This window comes from Maricaulis sp. (assembly GCF_048270265.1).
Taxonomy (GTDB): domain Bacteria; phylum Pseudomonadota; class Alphaproteobacteria; order Caulobacterales; family Maricaulaceae; genus Maricaulis.
In genome coordinates this window covers 42,343-60,225 of sequence record NZ_JBLWTD010000002.1, presented here as the reverse complement: position 1 = coordinate 60,225, position 17,883 = coordinate 42,343, and the positions used below count along the sequence as shown (strand labels likewise).

The following is a 17,883-nucleotide window of genomic DNA, read 5'->3' as shown; positions in this document are numbered from 1 at the left end:
AAGTATCAGATATGAGCCCTGACACAGAATCCCTCCAACCTGTCTCCGAGATCATTGCAGCCCTGGGGCTGCGGATCGAGGCCTATCGGATATCGCGTGGCATCAAGCAGGCGGACCTGGCGTCCAGCGCCGGGATTTCCCGCTCGACCCTGATGCGTCTCGAAGCCGGCACCAGCGGCACGATCGAGACGCTGGTGCGGGTCTTGCGGGCCCTGGGCCTGACCGACCGCGTTCTCGAACTTGTCCCCGATGCCAGTCTCAGCCCGCTCGACCCGATGAGCGAGACCGGCCAGCGCCGCCTGCGCGTGCGCGACCGCAAGAGCGACCCGGCACCCTGGAGCTGGGATGACGAGCCGGGCAATGGGTGAAACGCCGAACACGCGCGCGAAGGTCAATCTGTGGGGCCGGATGATCGGTGCCGTTGTCTGGGATGCGAGCCGCGATGTCGGCGTGTTTGAATACACGCCCGAATTCGCCGCCTCGCACATCGAGGTCGCCCCGCTGACCATGCCGCTGCGACGCGGTGTCTACGATTTCCCCGCCCTGCCGCGCGAGACCTTCAAGGGCCTACCCGGCCTGCTCGCCGACAGCCTGCCGGACAAGTTCGGCAATCTTCTGATCGATCGCTGGCTGGCGGAACAGGGGCGCACGCCCGGCAGTTTCAACTCGGTCGAGCGCCTTTGCTATACCGGCACGCGCGGCATGGGCGCACTGGAATTCGAGCCCTCGCGGGGAACGCCGGGCCGGGCCGGACGCGCGCTTGATATCGCGCCGCTGGTCGAGCTGGCGCAAAGGGTTATCCAGGATCGCGAAGCACTCGGCGGAAGCCTTGATGGCGAGGATGATCGCGATGCCCTGCGCGATATCCTGCGCGTCGGGACCTCCGCTGGCGGCGCCCGCGCCAAGGCTGTGCTGGCCTGGAATGAAAGCACGGGGGAATTTAATTCCGGCCAGGTCGAGACCGGATCGGGCTTTACCCACTGGCTGATGAAATTCGACGGCGTCAGCGGCAATGCCGACAAGGAAGTCGCCGACCCGCTCGGCTATGGCCGGCTGGAATATGCCTGCTACCGGCTGGCGCTGGAGGCCGGCGTCGAGATGAGCCGTTCACGCCTGCACGAAGAAGGCGGCCGCGCCCATTTCATGACCCGGCGCTTTGACCGCACCGAAACCGGCGGCAAGCTGCACATGCAATCGCTCTGCGCGATGCGCCATTTCGATTTCAACCTGCCGCGCGCCTATTCCTATGAACAGGCGATCGAGACGATCCGCATGCTCGGTCTCGGCCCTGAGGCGATTGAGCAGCAGGTGCGCCGCGCCCTGCTCAATATCGTCATCCGCAACCAGGATGATCACGTCAAGAATATCGCCTATCTGATGGACAAGACCGGCCAATGGCGGCTCGCGCCCGCCTTCGACGTGGTCTATGCCCATAATCCCGACGGCCAGTGGACGCACCAGCACCAGATGTCACTGGCCGGCAAGACCCGCGATTTCACTCTGGAGGATCTCATGGCCTTCGGACGCTATGCCGATATCAAGCCGGCCAAGCTCAAGCGGATGCTGGGCGATATCCTCGCGGCGGCACATAACTGGCCCGCTCACGCCAGTGCGGCCGGTGTCCCGGACACGCTCGCACAGCGCGCCCGGGCCGGTTTCAGACTGAAGTTCTGACGCGCTAGCCGACCCGCTCGGCCACCGGAGCCTCGCCGCCCTGGGCAGGCTGCATCCGCCACTGACTGTCGATCCCGGCGCGGTAGTCACGGCTGTCGATTGTCGAGACGGTCACGAAATCGGCCAGCGCCTCATTCGGCGTCAGGGTCAGCCTGATGAAGCCGTGATCGACCATATTGCACTGGGCAACATCACGATTGGCCTCGCGCATCATCTTGCCGTAATCGACCCCCGGTGCGGCAAAGCCGGAAAATGGCGACGGGCTGGTGACCGAGGCACCGACCAGTTCGGTGCCGATCCGGTGACCGGAATTGTCGACCAGGTCATTGGCCCAGAAGGAATGCACATCGCCGGTAACGGTGATGACATCGGCACCGACCTCGCGCAGGGCGGCATAGAGCCGCTCGCGCTCGGCGGGGTAGCCGTCCCACATGTCGAGATTGAAGGGGACTTCAAAGCGGGTGCGCATGATGAAATTGCGGGCAAACTCGCTGTCGCGCGTGGCGTACCAGCGCAACCAGCCGGGCATTTCTTCCGCGAAGTTCGGGAAGTTCACCCGCGCCATGATCACCTGGTTACCGAGAATACGCCACGGTTTGCCCGCCGCCAGCGAGGCAGCGCAGGCATCACGAATGCCGGCGATCTGCTGCTCCCCGACCAGGGTCCGGCTCTCATCACCAACCACGTCGCGCTTCCAGGCGGCGACAGCGGCCAGCACATCCGGATCGCTGTCATCGGCATCGGACGCGACCGGGAAACTGTCGAGCGAGACTTGCGGGTCGCGGTCGGTCAGGCGGGATTCCAGCATCACCAGCGTGGCCAGGTCACCGATCTCATAGGCGCCATAGCGCTGGCGATTATCGCCCTCGGGCTCGCGTGTAGGAGTCCAGTCATACCAGGCACGCAAGGCCGCCGTGCGGCGATCATCCCAGCTGCCCTCACCTTCATTGTGGTTTTCCGCACCGTCCCGATTGCTGTCATTGGCCGTCTCGTGATCATCCCAGGTCATGATCCAGGGCGCAGCGGCGTGCAGGGCCTGCAGGTCGGGATCGGACTTGTACTGGGCGTGGCGGGCGACGTAATCGGCCGCCGAGATCATTTCATGGACCGGGTCGGGCACACGATTGAGCGCCTCGGCATTGCCGGTCGCATACTGGCCCATGGCGTATTCGTAGAGATAATCGCCGAGGTGAAGGACGAGATCGAGCCCGCCATTTTCCGCCGCCTCGCGATAGACATTGAAATGCCCGGCCGGGAAGTTGGCGCAGGAAAAAATGCCGATCGTGTAGGTGCCGACCGCGCCAACCGGCAGGGTGCGCGTGGTCCCGACCGGGGAATAGGCATCGTCGAGACGGAAGCGATAGAAATAGGTCTGGCCCGGCCGAAGTCCGGTCGCCAGGATTTTCAGCGTCCCCAGCGGCTGCATCATGACATAGCGGATATCCTCGCCACTCTCGAACACGATGGTCTCGAATCCGGGATCGGTTGCGACCTCGACGCCGCGATAGCCGCCGCCATCATTGGTCAGGGCCGTCCATAACATCACGCTGGTCTGGTCCGGATCACCCGAGGCAACGCCGTGACGGAAGGGGCCATCCTGGCTCGCCGGCTGAAAGGCTTCGATGCGCGGCGAGCAGGCGCCGACTGCGAGTGAGGCACCCGCGGCGCCCATAAGCGCGGCCCGCCGCGTCAGCTTGATCTTGCTCATCTCATTCTCCCGTACCGACAGTTTGTCCGCTGCCTATACCAACCCTGCAGGGATTGTTGCGTGTTCACGGCAGCAAGGCCAGTTGGTTTTGCAAGTCCCATGGGAGGGCGTGCCCACGCGAAGCCTGCGAGTGGCATACCCTCCCCTGTACTTGGCGGCCGAATGCGCGCGCCTAGAATTCCATGCCGATACGCGCACCCCAGAGCAGTGGCGAGCCGGCGATGAAGGTCGGGATACCGAAGGAGCCGCCCGTATTGCCGGCATCGATCAGATAGTCCTCATCGGTGAGGTTGGAGCCGTAAATCTCGGCATGATAGCGCTCATCAGCGGTCTCGAACCGGATGCGGGCATTGAGCAGGCCATAGGCCTCCTGGGTGAGAATACCGCCGAACCGGTCATTGTCATTGTCGAAATAGATGCGCGACTGCCAGCTATAGCTCGGCAGGAAACTCACCCGGCCCCAATCGCCCTCGGCGAGGTTCACATTCAGACCGAAGGAGGCGGAGTGCTCCGGTGCATAGCGGAAGGTATTGCCCGCCAGCTCGAGGGCATTGCCGGCATCATCGGTGTCGTCGAAGGTCGCCGAGTTATAGGCATAGGTCGCGTAGAGACTGATCCGGTCACCGAACGCGTATTCGCCCTGCAGCTCAAGCCCGTACTGGGTCGCGCTACCGGCGTTGTCGACAACAAAACTGACCTGGTTGGGGTCGAAACGGGTGGTCTGGAAATTCTCGTATTCCGAATAGAAGATCGATCCCGACACCGAACCGGCACCAAAGGTCCAGAAAGCCCCGGCCTCGATCGAGTCGACAATCTCCGCCGGAGAAGTCGAGAACATCGTCGCCGACGAGCTGTCGAGAGAGATCACGTCGGGTCGGCGCCCACGGGCATAGCTGATCCAGGCATTGGCCTGATCGGTGAGCGCGTAGGACGCGGCGAACCGCCAGGTGAAGTCATCGAACTCGCCCGAATCCGACACTTCCGCGCCACCCGGCGTGGCGGGCAAGATGAGGGTGTCGGCGAAGGTGACGAAGTTCGGCCCCGCGATATTGCGGCCATAGCCGGAAGAGGTCTTGTCCTCGCGGGTCCAGCGCAGGCCCGCGGTGAGCGTCAGACGATCATTCACCTCATAGGAGGCATCGGCGAAGATATCATAGGAGGTCGTCTCGCCGGAGTTGGAGCCCTCTTCGAGATAAAGATCGCGCAGCGGCACCAGCTGGCCCTGACCCAGCAGGGCCGCCACTGAATAGGGGAAGGGGTTGTAGGGGTTGGCAAGCTGCACGCCCGGAAAGCCATTGAGCGCCAGCAGACCTTCCAGCTCCGCCACGCTGGCACCGAAACCGGCCGCCAGGGTCGGGGCCAGCAGCGCCTGGATCTGGGCTTCATTGAGCCCGACCGGGATGCGCTGGGTGCCGGTCTCGTGGAAGGCGAGCAAGCCGACCGAGCCGGTCCACTGACCGCCATTGTCGTAGGAGAAGCGGAATTCCTGGCTCGCCTGCTCGCCGGTCGCGTCTTCACCGAGCACCACCATTGGCAGGGCTGAACCTTCGGGATCGAATATCTCGACCGAGTCGAAATCGCGCCAGCCGGTGATCGAGGACAGCGTCCAGGCGTCATTGAGGTCGAGGGTGCCCAGCACCGTGACGCCGCGCACCGTCCGCTCGAGGCCGAGTTCCCGGTCGCCCTCGAACCCGGCGATCGAGTTCAGCGCTGCAGGCGTAAACGGATTGGTATCGCCACCGGGAACCAGGAATGTGCCCGATTTGAAGGACGTCCCCGGAGGCGTGTCTTCCTGGTAGTTGGCGACGAGATCGAATGAGAAGCGCTCATTGGGCTGGCCCGAGAGCACGGCACGTGCAGCCCAGGTGTCACGGCCCTGCAGGTCACGGCCACCGAGGACATTATCGATATAGCCATCACGTTCGCGGCTGACGAGCGCGAAGCGAAGCCCGTAGTCCTCGGCGAGTCGGAAATTGACATGACCGCGCGCTTCGCGCTGACCGTCATTGCCGACACCGATTTCGGCCGAGGCAGAGAACTCGTCATCGGCCTTGTTCTGGATGATATTGATACCGCCAATCAGTGCGCCGCGACCAAACAGGGTCGGTTGCGGGCCCTTGGCGACTTCAACGCGTTCGATATCGAACAATTCGATATAGGAACCGCGCGAGCGGGTGACCGAAACACCGTCCTGGAATACAGCAACGCGGGTCTCGGACGTCGCTTCGCCACTATCGGTGGTGATGCCGCGAATCGAATAGCCGGTATTGTTGGGGCTCTGTTCCTGCACAATCAGGCCGGGCGTGAAGGCGGCGAGATCCTCGAAATCCTGGATGTCGAGCGCGGCAAGCAATTCGGCATCGAAGGCTGCGACGTTCACCGGCACGTCAGCGAGGGATTGTTCGCGGAACTGGGTCGTGACGCGGATAACCTCGACATGGCTGCCCGCGGACGCTGCCTCGGACTGTTGCGCCTGAGCACCTGCAGCAAAAGCGAGCGTGGCAGTCGCAGCAGCTGCGCAAAGTAGATGGGCCTTGAAAGTCATGGAACGTCCCCTGTTCACGGTACGGAAAAGCCAGCCATATCTGGTTCCCGCTTGGCCTACGCGCTGGATATGACACTTCCCCGACAAAGCAATGACAGGTATTTGACGCACCGCAGCAAAAAGGCGTGCGTTGCATTCCTGCTACGCCTGAGGGACTGTCCGGCCATGAATCGACCCGAAGACACTCTCACCGCGACAGCCGATGACGAGGCGCGCGGCCAGCGCGTCGACCGCTGGCTGACCGCCCAGTTCGAAACCCTGTCCCGGTCGCGGCTCAAAACCCTGGTTGATAGCGGACAGCTGACCTGCAACGGCATCGTGTTGAGCGATTGCTCGGCCAAGGTGATGGCCGGTGCGGTCTATGTCCTCACTGTCCCGCCCCCCGTCGCCGCGGATCCGACCCCGGAAAAGATGGATCTCGATATCCTCTATGAAGACGATGACCTCGTCGTACTGGTCAAACCGGTCGGCCTCGCGGTGCATCCGGCACCGGGAAACTGGTCCGGCACGCTGGTGCACGGCCTGCTGCATCATTGCGCCGGCTCGCTGTCAGGCATTGGCGGCGTCGAGCGGCCAGGTATTGTCCACCGGCTCGACAAGGATACATCCGGCGTGATGGTCGCGGCCAAGTCGGACGCGGCGCACAAGGGAATGACGATCCAGTTCTCCCGCCACTCGGTCGAGCGCGCCTATATCGCCTTCACCCGGCACTCCCCCAATCCCAAGGACGGACGTATCGAGACGCAATTGATGCGTTCCTCACGCGACCGGACCAAGTTTGAAGTACCGCACGACCCCAACAGCACCGCCGGCAAGCACGCCATCACCAATTACGTCACCCTGGCGCGCTATGGCCAGGATCCGCACGCCTCGATCGGCGCCGGCCTCGCCGCCAAGATCGAGTGCCGCCTCGAGACCGGCCGCACGCACCAGATCCGCGTCCACATGGCCCATATCGGCTGCCACCTTCTGGGCGATCCGGTCTATGGCTCCAAGCGCGGACGCCTGCTCGGTTCTGAGATCTGCGACCCCTTCCTGCGGGATTTTCGGCGCCAGGCGCTGCATGCTGCCGTCCTGGGTTTCAAACACCCTGTGACCGGCGAGGCTCTGCGCTTCGAGAGCGAATTGCCGGATGATATGAAGGAACTGGAACGCGTGCTGGAACGCCTCTAGCCTCATATTGCTTGTTTCAGTTCGCACACGCAACTAAAGTGGCTGAATGGAAAGCCACAAAACCCCGGCGATGCAAAGAGCGACGCCGCTGCTCGGCCGGTACGTCTCGGCCCTCACCGCTGGCGACTTCCTGCTGGATGTCGAAACACTCGACGAAACCGGCCGGTCACTCCGATTGCGTAGCGACCTCTATGCCGGGCGCCCGCTCATTCTCGTTTTCACCGGCCGGCTGACCGATGACGCGTTACCGGCCTGGATGAAGGCGTGGGCCGGTCGCGAAGCCAGTATCAAAAGCGCGGGCGCGCATCTGATTTTCATAACCAGTGACTCCGATGCGGCAAGTGCCCAGGCGATCAAGCGCGAAGCCGGACTGGGGGCGCCGATCTGTGGCGATCCGAACGGCACACTGCTGGCGCGCTTCGGGCCTCAGCACGGCCATGACCTGCAGGCGAGCGGCGCCAGCCGGATCATTGTCATCTCAGCGAACGGACAAGTCAGGCGCATCATGAATCATAATCCCGACGCTATCGACCAGTCACTGGAAACCGTCCGCGGTCTGGAGCTGCAGGAATCGGAGGCGGACAAGCAGGGCTGGATCCCGGGTCACCCGCCCGTCCTCATCATCCCGCGCGCGTTCGACCCAGATGAGTGCCGCATGTTGATCGACCGCTTCGAATCGACTGACGGATTTCGCGTCGACCGGCCCGACCCGCAGGACCCTGCTGAATACAAGTTCATGGCCTCCGACTATCACCGGCAGGACCGGGTCGACCACGTGCTGAAAGACCCGGCCCTGCTCGCCCGGCTCGACCAGCGCATCGCCGAACGCATCACGCCGCAAATTCAGAAGGCCTTCGCCTTCCAGGTCACCCGCCGGGAACTGCTGCATGTGGCGCGCTATGAGGGACCGCGTGAGGGCATCAAGGTGGGGCATCGGGACAATACCAGTCCGAACACCAAATACCGCCGCTTCGCGCTGTCGGTCAGCCTCAATGATGACTATGAGGGCGGCGAGCTGGTCTTCCGCGAATATGCCGGTCAAGGCTATCGCGGCGAACCGGGCACGGCCTTCATCTTTTCCTCCAGCCTTCTGCATGAGGTCGAGGAGACGACCAAGGGCGTGCGCTATAATCTGATCAGCCATCTGTTTGACGACGCGTCGACGCAACAGGCCGCGCGCTAGGGCACGCCCCTCAATCGGCAATCCCCGTCAGGGCGCCTGATCGAAGGCATGGACGGCGGGCGTGCCTTCAGTCCTTTATGGCCGGAGGTCTGAAGGAGTGCTCGATCATGTCGAAATTCACACGCGGTGTTGGCGGCTCGACCGCCGAGGCAGGACTCGCTCGTCTCAAACCGATGTTGAGCGATTGCCAGCCTATCAGCCATGACGAGCACCGGGCGCGGCTTGCCGGTCTGGCCGGGCGCATGCGCGCTGCCGGGCTCGATGCTGTCTGGCTCAATGCCGGAACCAATCTCACCTACTACACGGGCATGAGCTGGCGGGCCTCGGAACGTCTGGTTGGCGCCGTGGTTACGGCCGATGGCGGGCTCACCTATGTCGGCCCCGCCTTCGAGGAAGGCACACTCAGGCTCTATATGGGCATCGAGGCGCCCTTGAGCGGCTGGGAGGAGCATGAGAGCCCCTACGCGCTTGTTGCGAGCCTCCTGCCCTCTGGTGCGAAGCTGGGAGTCGATCCGGCAGCGCCCTACTTCGCCGTCACCGGGCTCAGCGATGCGCTGGGCGGCGGCGTCAGCAATGCCGGCAATGCCGTCCTGCAGGCCCGCGCCCGCAAATCGGCTGCCGAGTTGGCCCTGATGCAGGCAACCAAGACCGCGACGATCGAAGTCCACAAGGCGGCCGGCGCTATCTTGCGGCCCGGCATCACGACCGCCGAAGTGACCGAATTCATCCATGCCGCCCACAAGCGGATCGGGGCGCCGGGCGGGTCGACCTTCTGCATTGTGTTGTTCGGGCCCGACACAGCCTTTCCGCATGGTGTCGCCAGGCCCAAGTCACTCGAGGACGGCGATGTGGTGCTGATCGATACCGGTTGCGCCATGCATGGCTATCAGTCCGACATCACCCGCACCTATGTGTTTGGTGAGCCGACGGCGCGCCAGCGTGAGGTCTGGGATGCGGAAAAGGCCTGCCAGCTCGCGGCTTTCGAGGCCGCGCAACTGGGCCGCAGCTGCGCCAGTGTCGATGCGGCGGCGCGCGCCGAAGCGGAGACGCGTGGTTTCGGGCCGGGTTATCAATTGCCCGGCATCCCCCACCGCACCGGGCACGGAATCGGGCTCGACATCCACGAGGCGCCCTATCTGGTCGGCGGTGACGAGACGCCGCTCGAAACGGGGATGTGTTTTTCCAACGAGCCGATGATCTGCGTGCCGGGCGAATTCGGCATCCGGCTCGAGGACCATTTCTACATGACCGCCGATGGCCCGCGCTGGTTCACCGAGCCGTCGAAATCGATCGAGGATCCGTTCGGCTAGTGTGACCCGTCGCCGCTCAGCCGCAGGCCGAGTATGCCGATCATGATCAGCGTCAGGAACAGTATCCGCGCAATCGTCACCGGCTCCTTGAACACAAGGATCCCGATCGTGGCGACGCCGAGCGTTCCGATACCGGTCCACACCGCATAGGCGGTGCCGGCGGGCAGATGCTTCATCGCCGCGAACAGCAAGACCATCGAGGCAGCCAGGGCGGCGAGCACGGCGGCGTGCTGCCAGAGTGGCGCCTGGCGGTCGACATATTTGAAGCCCAGCGCCCAGGCCATTTCGAAAATCCCGCCCATCACCAGCAGCGTCCAGGGTCCGGTCAAAAAGGCCATCATGCCTGTACCTCCAGATCAAAATTACGGCGCCAAACCTCGCGAATGACGGGATGTTTCTCCGTCGCCCGCACAGCGCCGGCCAGATTGGGACAATGTTCCAGGAACCAGCCGCCGCGCGGCGGCCAATGGCTCATCATCGCAACATAGACATCGAGCAGGCTCATCTTCTCACCGAGCAGATAGGGTTTCGGCGCGCCCTTGAAAGCATTGTCGATGATGCGCCACATCTGCTTGCGCCGTTCATTGGCCTGGTGCAGCAGGGTCTTGTGGGTCGCCGGATCCGGGTGGAAGCGCGCCGGACCGTCGGATATCGCCAGCGTCGAATAGAAGCTGGACGACATGAACACCATCCAGCGCAGGTATTCGGCCCGCTCGGGTGCGTCGGGACGCGGCGCCCAGCGATACTGACCGTCCAGATCGCCGAGCCAGATCAGGATCGCGGCGCTTTCGGTCATGACATCGTCATTGGGCAGGATCAGCGCCGGCACCTGACCGGCGGGATTGACCGACTTGACCCGCGCCAGACCTTCAACGCCGTCGAGCGGGTCGGCGATCTCGAAATCATAGGGGATGCCGTGCAGTTCGAGCGCCGCCTCGACACAGGTCGAACCGAAGCCGTGCTGGCCGTAGAGGGTATAGCTCATGCCCGGCCCTCGCGAATGGCGGCCTGCACTTTCAGCGCCTGCACAGTCATGCGGATATCGTGAACGCGCACCATGGCAGCTCCCGCCTGGGCCGCGCGCAGGGCGGCGGCGAGCGAGCCGCCGAGCCGTTCGGTCTCGTCGGCGCCGTCATCGATTGCGGCAATGAAGCGCTTGCGTGAGGCGCCGAACAACACCGGATAGCCCAGGGCGATGACCTGATCGAGATCGTGCATCAGGGCGAGGTTATGGTCGAGTGACTTGCCGAAACCGATCCCCGGATCGAGCCAGATACTGCCGGCATCGACGCCGCCGGCCATGGCGATATCGGCACGCTCGGTGAGGAATTCGCACACTTCGCTGACGACATCGCGATATTGCGGCGCCTTCTGCATCGTCGTGGGCGTGCCCGCCATATGCATGAGGATCACCGGCACACCGAGTTCGGCAGCGGTGGCGACAGCACCCTCCGCGCGGAGGGCCATGACATCATTCCAGATATCAGCCCCGGCTCCGATCGCGGCGCGGGCAACGTCAGGTTTGCAGGTATCGATCGAGATACGCGCCGCCGTCTGCTCGCGCAGGGTCTTGATCACCGGGATGACGCGGCGCATCTCCTCGGCCGCATCGACAGGCTGAGCACCGGGCCGCGTCGACTCGCCACCGATATCGATGACATCGGCGCCATTCTTCAGCATCTCCAGCCCGCGCTCGACGGCGGCGTGCTGGTCGATGAAATCACCGCCATCGGAAAAACTGTCGGGGGTGACGTTGAGAACGCCCATGATGAAGGGGATGCCGGACTGGCGGCGGGATCGGATATTGCGCATCCTGCCGTGCTAGTCCGCCCGTATCGGAATGGCAAGACGCGCAGCGCGCACTGCTGCGCCTGTCAGGCAAGAACAAGCCCCCGATGCGAGACACCGGGAGCTTTCATTACTCAGTTCAATGACCGGATCAGGCGCCTTGCGGCTCCGGATCGATCGCCGGGCCGTCATCAGTCGTCGGGACGGCACTTGCCGGCGGCGGCGAAGATGGTGCGGCCGGCTCGTCGGGACGCGTCGGGCGCTTGCCGTCGAGCAGGTCACGGACCTCCTGGCCTGTCAGGACCTCGAATTCCAGCAGGCCTTCGGCCAGCACATCGAGTTCCTTGCGATGCTCGGTCAGGATGCGGCGCGCCGTGGTCTCGGCTTCCTCGATCAGAGTGCGGACTTCCTTGTCGATCAATTCGGCCGTATCGGGCGAGATATTCGGCGCCTCATAAGACTGGTTCTGGTAGCGCACGCGGCCGAGTTTCTCGGACATGCCCCATTCCATCACCATGGCCCGGGCCATGCTGGTCGCCTGCTGGATGTCGCTGGTGGCGCCATTGGTGACGTTTTCCGGACCGAAGGCGATGATTTCCGCTTCCCGCCCGCCGAACATGGAAGCCAGTCGGGAGACGCAATACTGGCGCGTATAGCTCAACCGGTCGGATTCCGGCAGGTTGAACGTGACGCCCAGAGCACGGCCACGCGGGATAATCGTGACCTTATGCAGCGGATCATGCTGCGGCATGTTGAGGCCGACAAGGGCGTGACCGGCCTCGTGATAGGCGGTGAGCTTCTTTTCCTCATCGGTCATGACCATCGAGCGCCGCTCGGGGCCCATCATGACCTTGTCCTTGGCATCCTCGAATTCGGCCATCGAGACGACACGCTTGTTGCGGCGCGCGGCCAGCAAGGCGGCCTCATTGACCAGATTGGCGAGGTCAGCCCCGGAGAAACCGGGTGTGCCACGCGCGATCACGCGCGGATCAACATCGGTCGCCAGCGGGACATCACGCATGTGAACCTTGAGGATCTTCTCGCGGCCGATGATGTCGGGATTGCCGACCACGACTTCGCGGTCAAAACGGCCCGGACGCATCAGCGCCGGATCGAGCACGTCGGGACGGTTGGTCGCGGCGATCAGGATCACGCCCTCATTGGCCTCGAACCCGTCCATCTCGACCAGGAGCTGGTTCAGCGTCTGTTCGCGCTCATCATTGCCGCCACCGATACCGGCACCGCGCGAGCGGCCAACAGCATCGATTTCGTCGATAAAGATGATGCAGGGCGCGTTCTTCTTGGCCTGTTCGAACATGTCGCGGACCCGGCTGGCACCAACACCGACGAACATTTCAACGAAATCAGACCCGGAGATCGTGAAGAAGGGCACATTGGCTTCGCCGGCCACGGCGCGGGCCAGAAGGGTCTTGCCGGTACCCGGAGGGCCAACGAGCAGAACGCCCTTGGGGATCTTGCCGCCGAGGCGCTGGAATTTGCTCGGATCCCTGAGGAATTCGACGACTTCCTGCAGCTCTTCCTTGGCCTCATCGACACCGGCCACGTCCTCAAACGTCTTGCGGCCATGGGTCTCGGTCAGCAGCCGGGCCTTGGACTTGCCAAACCCCATCGCACCGCCGCGACCGCCGCCCTGCATCTGGCGCATGAAGAAGATCCACACACCGATCAGCAGCAGGAAGGGGAAGTAGTTGATCAGGATATTGACGAAGAAATTACCGTCCGTATCGACCGGCTCGACATCGATATTGATGCCGGCTTCGCGCAGAATCTCAACCGTCTGGTTGTCCTGCGGCGGCAGCATGGCCTCGATGGTCTGACCGGTACCGCTCTCGGCACGGATGGTGTCGCCCTGGATCGTCACCGACGAGATTTCATGGCGTTCCACACGGCCGAGAAATTCCGAATAGGTCACCTGACTGGTCGGGGCGACGGCTTCGCCGGAACGGCTGACGAGCTGCACAAGTGCCAGCAACAGCACGAACACAACGGCCCAAATCAGGATATTTCTCGTTTGCATGCGGATCATCCGTTCAATCTAGCGGTCATCTGAGACCAGATATGGGCACTCAGGGCGCGAAGTGCGAGTCACAGGCGCAGCCCGCAAGCCCTGTCAGGCCGGAGCCGGTTGGCTCACACCCTGTTTTGGTGGCGCATCATAGAGCAGGCGGCTTTGAAACCTCTGCGCCATCAATGGCACGATCCTCAGTTGAGGATGATGCCGTACACCGGCAATAGCCAACACCTCGCCCCGGGAACGCAGCGTCAGCAAACCGCTTCGCGCCAGGCCCGGAATGGCCTCCAGATCGGCGCGATCACCAACTCCCTTATACCCCTTGCCCAAAGGTTCGGCGATGATATTCACGCCGGAGGTTTCAATCTCGTAACGACCATCCCAGACCAGCACGGAATTTTGCAGCACCGGGAAGGATTTGCGGCCTGGCCGGTCGACCCGCCCGAGGACGGCGCCGGGGTCGCGAATGATCCAGCTCGCACCGCGCCACTGCAGGGTCTGCACGCCGGCAGCACTGCCGGCGCGCCGCCGAAGCAGGGCATCAACCAGCCCGTCCAGCGCGGCCCGGCGCGGCGTATCGGCACGGCCTGACAGCGCCAGGGTCACCGCCTCGACCAGACGGCTCCGGATCACGGGTGCGGCACGGGCCAGGCATTCCACGTCCAGCTCCGCCCCACCCCAGGAATGGAAGCGGACAGCTGTCTCACCCAGCGCCGCAGCGGCACTGCGCTCGCTGCGCTCAATGCCCGCGATATCGCGGCTCCAGCCGGTGAACCGGTCGATTTGCAGGCCCGCCGGTTCCAGCCTTGCCAGACGCCGGCGCACGGCAATTCTTGTATAGCGCGGATCGGTATTGGATGAATCCTCGATCCAGCCTTCGCCCGCCCCGGTCAGATAGTCGCGAAGCTCCGCCCGGCGCACATCGAGCAGGGGCCGCAGGAGTACAATGCCGCGCCCCTGGGGCCAGACCGGTGAAGCGGCGCGTGGCGCCATCGCGGCACAGCCACGCCAGCCACCGCCGGCCTGCAGCCGCATCCACACAGTCTCGGCCTGGTCATCGAGCGTATGCGCCAGAAGCAATTGATCAATCTTGCGGACCCGGCAGGCTTCCGCCAGCAGGACATGCCGCGCCTGGCGCGCGGCGGCCTGGATACCCGTGGATGGCTTGTCGCCGGTCCAGCGCAACAGGACCCGCTCGGCACCGAGCCTGCGTGCAGCCTCCAGGGCCCGTTCGGCCTCGTCGCCGCTCTCGGGACGCAGCTGGTGATCGACGGTCAGCGCATGCAGGACAACCCCGCGCGCGCTGGCCCACTGCGCAGCGAGACAGAGCAGGGCATGGGAATCACCGCCGCCGGAATAGGCCAGACCGATCGGCCCCGATCCGGGATGCGCCTGATCGAGCCATGCATGCAGTCGTTTGGGAAGTGCCGCGCCCGCTGTCACTGGCAGCCGGCGCGAACCGATTCCCGGCTTGCCCGGTCACGCGAAGCGGCCGAGGCATTGGGGAATTGGCGTCCGAAGCGGGCCAGCGTGCTGCAGGCATCCTCGGTGCGGCCGAGCCCGTGCAGCGACGCTGCCAGACGCACCAGCGCGTCCGGCGCGCGCGCGCCCTCCGGCTGGGCCCGCAGGGCGGCGATATAGGCGTCGGCAGACTGGGTGAAATCATTGCGGACGAAGAAGGTTTCTCCCAGCCAGTACCAGGCCTCACCGGCACGGGGATCATCGCCATGATCGGTCACGAAAGTCTCGAAACCGGCCTGGGCACCGTCGAAATCGCCATCAAGCAGCCGGGCACGGGCATCGTCATAGATCGCGGACGGGTCGGCGGCAGGCAGCGCCGGCGCCCGCGGCGCACCACCGAGCACGCCCGTGGCTGCAGCGCGTTCCCCGGCGAAGGGATCGTCAGGATTGACCACGGCCAGATTGGCCGGATCGTCGCCATCGGCGGCACGGTCGAGACCGTCCTGCATCCAGGCGGCGGCCTCGTCATCAGGCGCGACAGCACCGGCAGCGACCGGCGCGGGCTCCACAGTCCGGGGCTGGCGCTGGAGCTGTTCGACCTGCTGGCGCAGCTGCCGGTTCTCGAAGGAGAGGCGTTCGATCTCGCCGGTCATCTCGCGCACCTGGTAGTCGAGGGCGTCGAGGCGTTGCATCAGGGTGTCGGCGACAGGATCACCGGCCAGGAAACTCTCTTCGAGCCGGCCGATACGCACTTCGGTCGCATCGATGCGCTCGGTCATTTCCCGGCGGGACTGGGCGTGAGCGGGAGCGGCCACAAGCAATGTGGCGGCCAGGGCGGAGAGACAAAGAGATCGGATCATGATGCGGACCTAATGCAAGAGGACGGCAAAATTACGGCGTTCGCCCCGTCTGGCAGGGCTTGCCGCGTATCAAAGGAAAACGCCCGTGACATGGTGGCCACGGGCGTCTCTTTATTCCGGGACCTGACTCACGATCAGTTGGTGTATCCACCGGTGATCGCCGTGGTCGCATTCCGGTTAACAGCCCAGCAGGCCTCACCGGATTCGCGGCAGGTCGGACGTTCCTTGCCGTAGGAGACAGTGGAAATCCGCGAAGGATCAACACCCTGGCTGATCAGGTAATCGCGCGCGGCATTGGCCCGGCGTGCGCCGAGAGCCAGGTTGTATTCACGCGTGCCGCGCTCATCGCAATTGCCGGCGATGAGGATGCGGGTGCCACTATAGCTGGCGAGCCAGGCGGCCTGGCGGCGCAGCGTCTCGCGAGCCTCGGGCGTCAGATCGTGACGGTCATAGCCGTAGAAGACGCGGTCGCCGGCATTCTGGACGAAGTCCTGGACCGAACCGGCAATCGGGCCGGAGGGCCGGTAGGGATCAGCCTGCGGCTGGACCTGCGGCTGCGCGATCGGAGCAGTTTCCTGCTGCACCGGCGGCGTCGAGGCGCAGGCGGTGGCAAATGCGCCGAGCGCTGCAATGGCAAAAAATTTCATTCTCATGACGGTACACCTTCATCCGACCAAGCCCGGTATGGCGCTTGGTGTTCTCCCCTGCACACACAACACGTCGCAATCAGGATGAAATCCCCTTGGCGCCAGGCTGCGGGCGAAACGTTACGCAGATATCTGCTATTCAATCAAGGGCGACCACGCCGGATCCGACGCCATACCGCCCGTTGCCAGCCGCCGGAGATTGAATCCGGCCAGGTCGATACTCCAGATTTCATAGCGTGTGCCATTGCTGCGGCCTTCGCCCCGCGTGAACAACAGCACCCGGCCATTCGGCGACCAGGCCGGAGTATCGACGTAGTAGCCCTCATAGAGAATTCGCTCGATGCCCGAGCCGTCGGCCCTTACCACACCGAGCGAAAACTGGTTGCCGCTCTGTTTGGTGAACGCGATCAGATCGCCCCGCGGCGACCACACAGGAGTCGTGTACCGGCCCTCGCCAAAGCTGACGCGGTGCACATCGGTGCCATCAGCATTCATGACATATAATTGCGAACCGCCACCACGCGCGGAGGAGAACACAATCTGTTGACCGTCAGGCGAAAAAGACGGCTCGACATCATCAGCGGGGTGATCGGTCAGACGGACCAGATTGCGGGTCCGCAGATCGAACAGGTGGATGTCATGCCCACCCCGCGTCTCGATCGAGACGGCCAGCTGGGACCCATCCGGCGAAAACCGCGCCGACAGGCTCTGGCCGTCCGGATTGACCTGTGACGCGGCACCACGGCCACCAGAGGCGAACAGGGCTTCCTGACGGCCGGTCTGAAGATCGTAGAGATAGGTCGTCGCCTGGCCCTCGATGAAGGAGACATAGGTGATCTCCTGGGTGTTGGGCGAATAGTTGGGCAGAAGCGCCATGTAGGAGCGATCTGTGAGGAAGGACGGGTTGGCCCCGTCCTGGTCCATCATCGCGAGCTGGCGCACCGGCTCGTCCTCGCTGCCACGGCCCTCGGAGACGTAGACGATGCGGGTATCGAAATAGCCGGCTTCACCGGTCAGGCGTTGATAGACGGCATCGGCAACCTTGTGGGCGACACGGCGCCAGTTCTCCGGCGCGGTCACGAATTGCAGGCCCAGGAGCTGGTCTTCCAGGCGCGTATCCCAGAGCCGGAAGGCGACCAGAAGACGGCCATCATCCTGGATGGTGACACGGCCGGCCAGCAGCGCCGAGGCATTGATCACCCGCCAGTCGGAAAATCGCGGGCGCAGGTCGATATTCTCGATTTCCTCGATATAGGCCGCCGGATCGACCGGCGCGAAAAGGCCGGAACTGGCCAGGTCATTTGTCACGACCCGGGTGATGTCGGCGCCGCGCATCGCAGCCTCGTCGCTGGCGCCGATGAAATCGGGCAGCGCCACCGGCAAGGGGTCGAGATTGCCTTGCGTGACATCGACGCGCAGCGGCTCCTGCGCCGTGGCTGCCGTCGCAAACACAAGGCTCACGAGGAGAACGGAAATGGCTCGGAATACTCGGGTCATGATCT

The 17,883-nt window shown here is 63.9% G+C and carries 15 protein-coding genes; 5 read left to right on the top strand and 10 right to left on the bottom strand.

Features of this window, described 5'->3' with window-relative positions:
* The first annotated feature begins 11 nt into the window (after positions 1-11).
* Positions 12-368, top strand: a complete 357-nt coding sequence (locus ACN0YF_RS01935) for a helix-turn-helix transcriptional regulator (RefSeq protein WP_417482876.1) — start codon at positions 12-14, stop codon at positions 366-368.
* On the top strand, positions 346-1,674 hold the full coding sequence (locus ACN0YF_RS01930) for a type II toxin-antitoxin system HipA family toxin (protein WP_417493123.1): 1,329 nt from the start codon (positions 346-348) through the stop codon (positions 1,672-1,674). The genes ACN0YF_RS01935 and ACN0YF_RS01930 overlap by 23 nt, the downstream gene beginning before the upstream one ends.
* Before the next feature lie 4 nt (positions 1,675-1,678).
* Here the strand turns inward: ACN0YF_RS01930 and ACN0YF_RS01925 are convergent, their stop codons facing one another.
* Together ACN0YF_RS01925 and ACN0YF_RS01920 are read right to left on the bottom strand one after the other, a co-directional pair.
* Positions 1,679-3,382: an alkaline phosphatase D family protein gene (locus ACN0YF_RS01925; protein ID WP_417493122.1), complete on the bottom strand. Its 1,704-nt coding sequence runs from the start codon at positions 3,380-3,382 to the stop codon at positions 1,679-1,681.
* 172 nt (positions 3,383-3,554) lie between these two features.
* A complete protein-coding gene (locus ACN0YF_RS01920; RefSeq protein WP_417493121.1) occupies positions 3,555-5,927 on the bottom strand; it encodes a TonB-dependent receptor in 2,373 nt (790 codons plus the stop codon).
* 165 nt (positions 5,928-6,092) lie between these two features.
* Here ACN0YF_RS01920 and ACN0YF_RS01915 point away from each other — a divergent pair, with 165 nt between their 5' ends.
* The 3 genes from ACN0YF_RS01915 (at position 6,093) to ACN0YF_RS01905 (ending at position 9,593) form a co-directional block, all read left to right on the top strand.
* Entirely contained in the window at positions 6,093-7,100 is a 1,008-nt protein-coding gene (locus tag ACN0YF_RS01915; RefSeq protein WP_417493120.1) for an RluA family pseudouridine synthase, read from the top strand.
* A gap of 46 nt (positions 7,101-7,146) precedes the next feature.
* Positions 7,147-8,283, top strand: coding sequence for a 2OG-Fe(II) oxygenase (locus ACN0YF_RS01910; RefSeq protein ID WP_417493119.1), 1,137 nt, complete (start codon positions 7,147-7,149; stop codon positions 8,281-8,283).
* A gap of 107 nt (positions 8,284-8,390) precedes the next feature.
* Complete coding sequence (locus ACN0YF_RS01905; RefSeq protein WP_417493118.1) at positions 8,391-9,593, top strand: M24 family metallopeptidase; 1,203 nt, start codon at positions 8,391-8,393, stop codon at positions 9,591-9,593.
* Here ACN0YF_RS01905 and ACN0YF_RS01900 read toward each other — a convergent pair.
* The 8 genes from ACN0YF_RS01900 to tolB all read right to left on the bottom strand — a co-directional run bounded on the left by ACN0YF_RS01900 (position 9,590) and on the right by tolB (position 17,878).
* Positions 9,590-9,931, bottom strand: coding sequence for a DMT family transporter (locus tag ACN0YF_RS01900; RefSeq protein ID WP_417493190.1), 342 nt, complete (start codon positions 9,929-9,931; stop codon positions 9,590-9,592). The genes ACN0YF_RS01905 and ACN0YF_RS01900 overlap by 4 nt on opposite strands.
* The gene (locus tag ACN0YF_RS01895) at positions 9,931-10,578 is read right to left on the bottom strand and encodes a glutathione S-transferase family protein (RefSeq protein WP_417493117.1); all 648 of its coding nucleotides are present in this window, start codon (positions 10,576-10,578) and stop codon (positions 9,931-9,933) included. The genes ACN0YF_RS01900 and ACN0YF_RS01895 overlap by 1 nt, the downstream gene beginning before the upstream one ends.
* Positions 10,575-11,405: a dihydropteroate synthase gene (gene folP, locus ACN0YF_RS01890; RefSeq protein WP_417493116.1), complete on the bottom strand. Its 831-nt coding sequence runs from the start codon at positions 11,403-11,405 to the stop codon at positions 10,575-10,577. Before folP ends, ACN0YF_RS01895 begins: the two co-directional genes overlap by 4 nt.
* 127 nt (positions 11,406-11,532) lie before the next feature.
* The gene (gene ftsH / locus ACN0YF_RS01885) at positions 11,533-13,419 is read right to left on the bottom strand and encodes an ATP-dependent zinc metalloprotease FtsH (RefSeq protein WP_417482867.1); all 1,887 of its coding nucleotides are present in this window, start codon (positions 13,417-13,419) and stop codon (positions 11,533-11,535) included.
* 93 nt (positions 13,420-13,512) lie between these two features.
* A complete protein-coding gene (gene tilS, locus ACN0YF_RS01880; protein WP_417493115.1) occupies positions 13,513-14,856 on the bottom strand; it encodes a tRNA lysidine(34) synthetase TilS in 1,344 nt (447 codons plus the stop codon).
* Entirely contained in the window at positions 14,853-15,734 is an 882-nt protein-coding gene (gene ybgF / locus ACN0YF_RS01875) for a tol-pal system protein YbgF (protein ID WP_417493114.1), read from the bottom strand. The genes tilS and ybgF overlap by 4 nt, the downstream gene beginning before the upstream one ends.
* Before the next feature lie 134 nt (positions 15,735-15,868).
* Positions 15,869-16,387, bottom strand: a complete 519-nt coding sequence (pal, locus tag ACN0YF_RS01870; RefSeq protein ID WP_417493113.1) for a peptidoglycan-associated lipoprotein Pal — start codon at positions 16,385-16,387, stop codon at positions 15,869-15,871.
* A 129-nt stretch (positions 16,388-16,516) separates the two neighbouring features.
* Positions 16,517-17,878 carry a Tol-Pal system beta propeller repeat protein TolB gene (gene tolB, locus ACN0YF_RS01865; RefSeq protein ID WP_417482863.1) on the bottom strand — a complete coding sequence of 454 codons (1,362 nt, stop codon included), beginning with the start codon at positions 17,876-17,878 and terminating at the stop codon, positions 16,517-16,519.
* Positions 17,879-17,883 lie beyond the last annotated feature (5 nt).

Coding starts and splice junctions, on each gene's coding strand:
- ACN0YF_RS01915 (WP_417493120.1), top strand. CDS start 6,093: ATGAATCGACCCGAAGACACTCTCACCGCGACAGCCGATGACGAGGCG.
- ACN0YF_RS01910 (WP_417493119.1), top strand. CDS start 7,147: ATGGAAAGCCACAAAACCCCGGCGATGCAAAGAGCGACGCCGCTGCTC.
- tolB (WP_417482863.1), bottom strand. CDS start 17,878: ATGACCCGAGTATTCCGAGCCATTTCCGTTCTCCTCGTGAGCCTTGTG.
- ACN0YF_RS01900 (WP_417493190.1), bottom strand. CDS start 9,931: ATGGCCTTTTTGACCGGACCCTGGACGCTGCTGGTGATGGGCGGGATT.
- ACN0YF_RS01905 (WP_417493118.1), top strand. CDS start 8,391: ATGTCGAAATTCACACGCGGTGTTGGCGGCTCGACCGCCGAGGCAGGA.
- folP (WP_417493116.1), bottom strand. CDS start 11,405: ATGCGCAATATCCGATCCCGCCGCCAGTCCGGCATCCCCTTCATCATG.
- ACN0YF_RS01895 (WP_417493117.1), bottom strand. CDS start 10,578: ATGAGCTATACCCTCTACGGCCAGCACGGCTTCGGTTCGACCTGTGTC.
- ACN0YF_RS01920 (WP_417493121.1), bottom strand. CDS start 5,927: ATGACTTTCAAGGCCCATCTACTTTGCGCAGCTGCTGCGACTGCCACG.
- ybgF (WP_417493114.1), bottom strand. CDS start 15,734: ATGATCCGATCTCTTTGTCTCTCCGCCCTGGCCGCCACATTGCTTGTG.
- pal (WP_417493113.1), bottom strand. CDS start 16,387: ATGAGAATGAAATTTTTTGCCATTGCAGCGCTCGGCGCATTTGCCACC.
- ftsH (WP_417482867.1), bottom strand. CDS start 13,419: ATGCAAACGAGAAATATCCTGATTTGGGCCGTTGTGTTCGTGCTGTTG.
- ACN0YF_RS01935 (WP_417482876.1), top strand. CDS start 12: ATGAGCCCTGACACAGAATCCCTCCAACCTGTCTCCGAGATCATTGCA.
- ACN0YF_RS01925 (WP_417493122.1), bottom strand. CDS start 3,382: ATGAGCAAGATCAAGCTGACGCGGCGGGCCGCGCTTATGGGCGCCGCG.
- ACN0YF_RS01930 (WP_417493123.1), top strand. CDS start 346: ATGACGAGCCGGGCAATGGGTGAAACGCCGAACACGCGCGCGAAGGTC.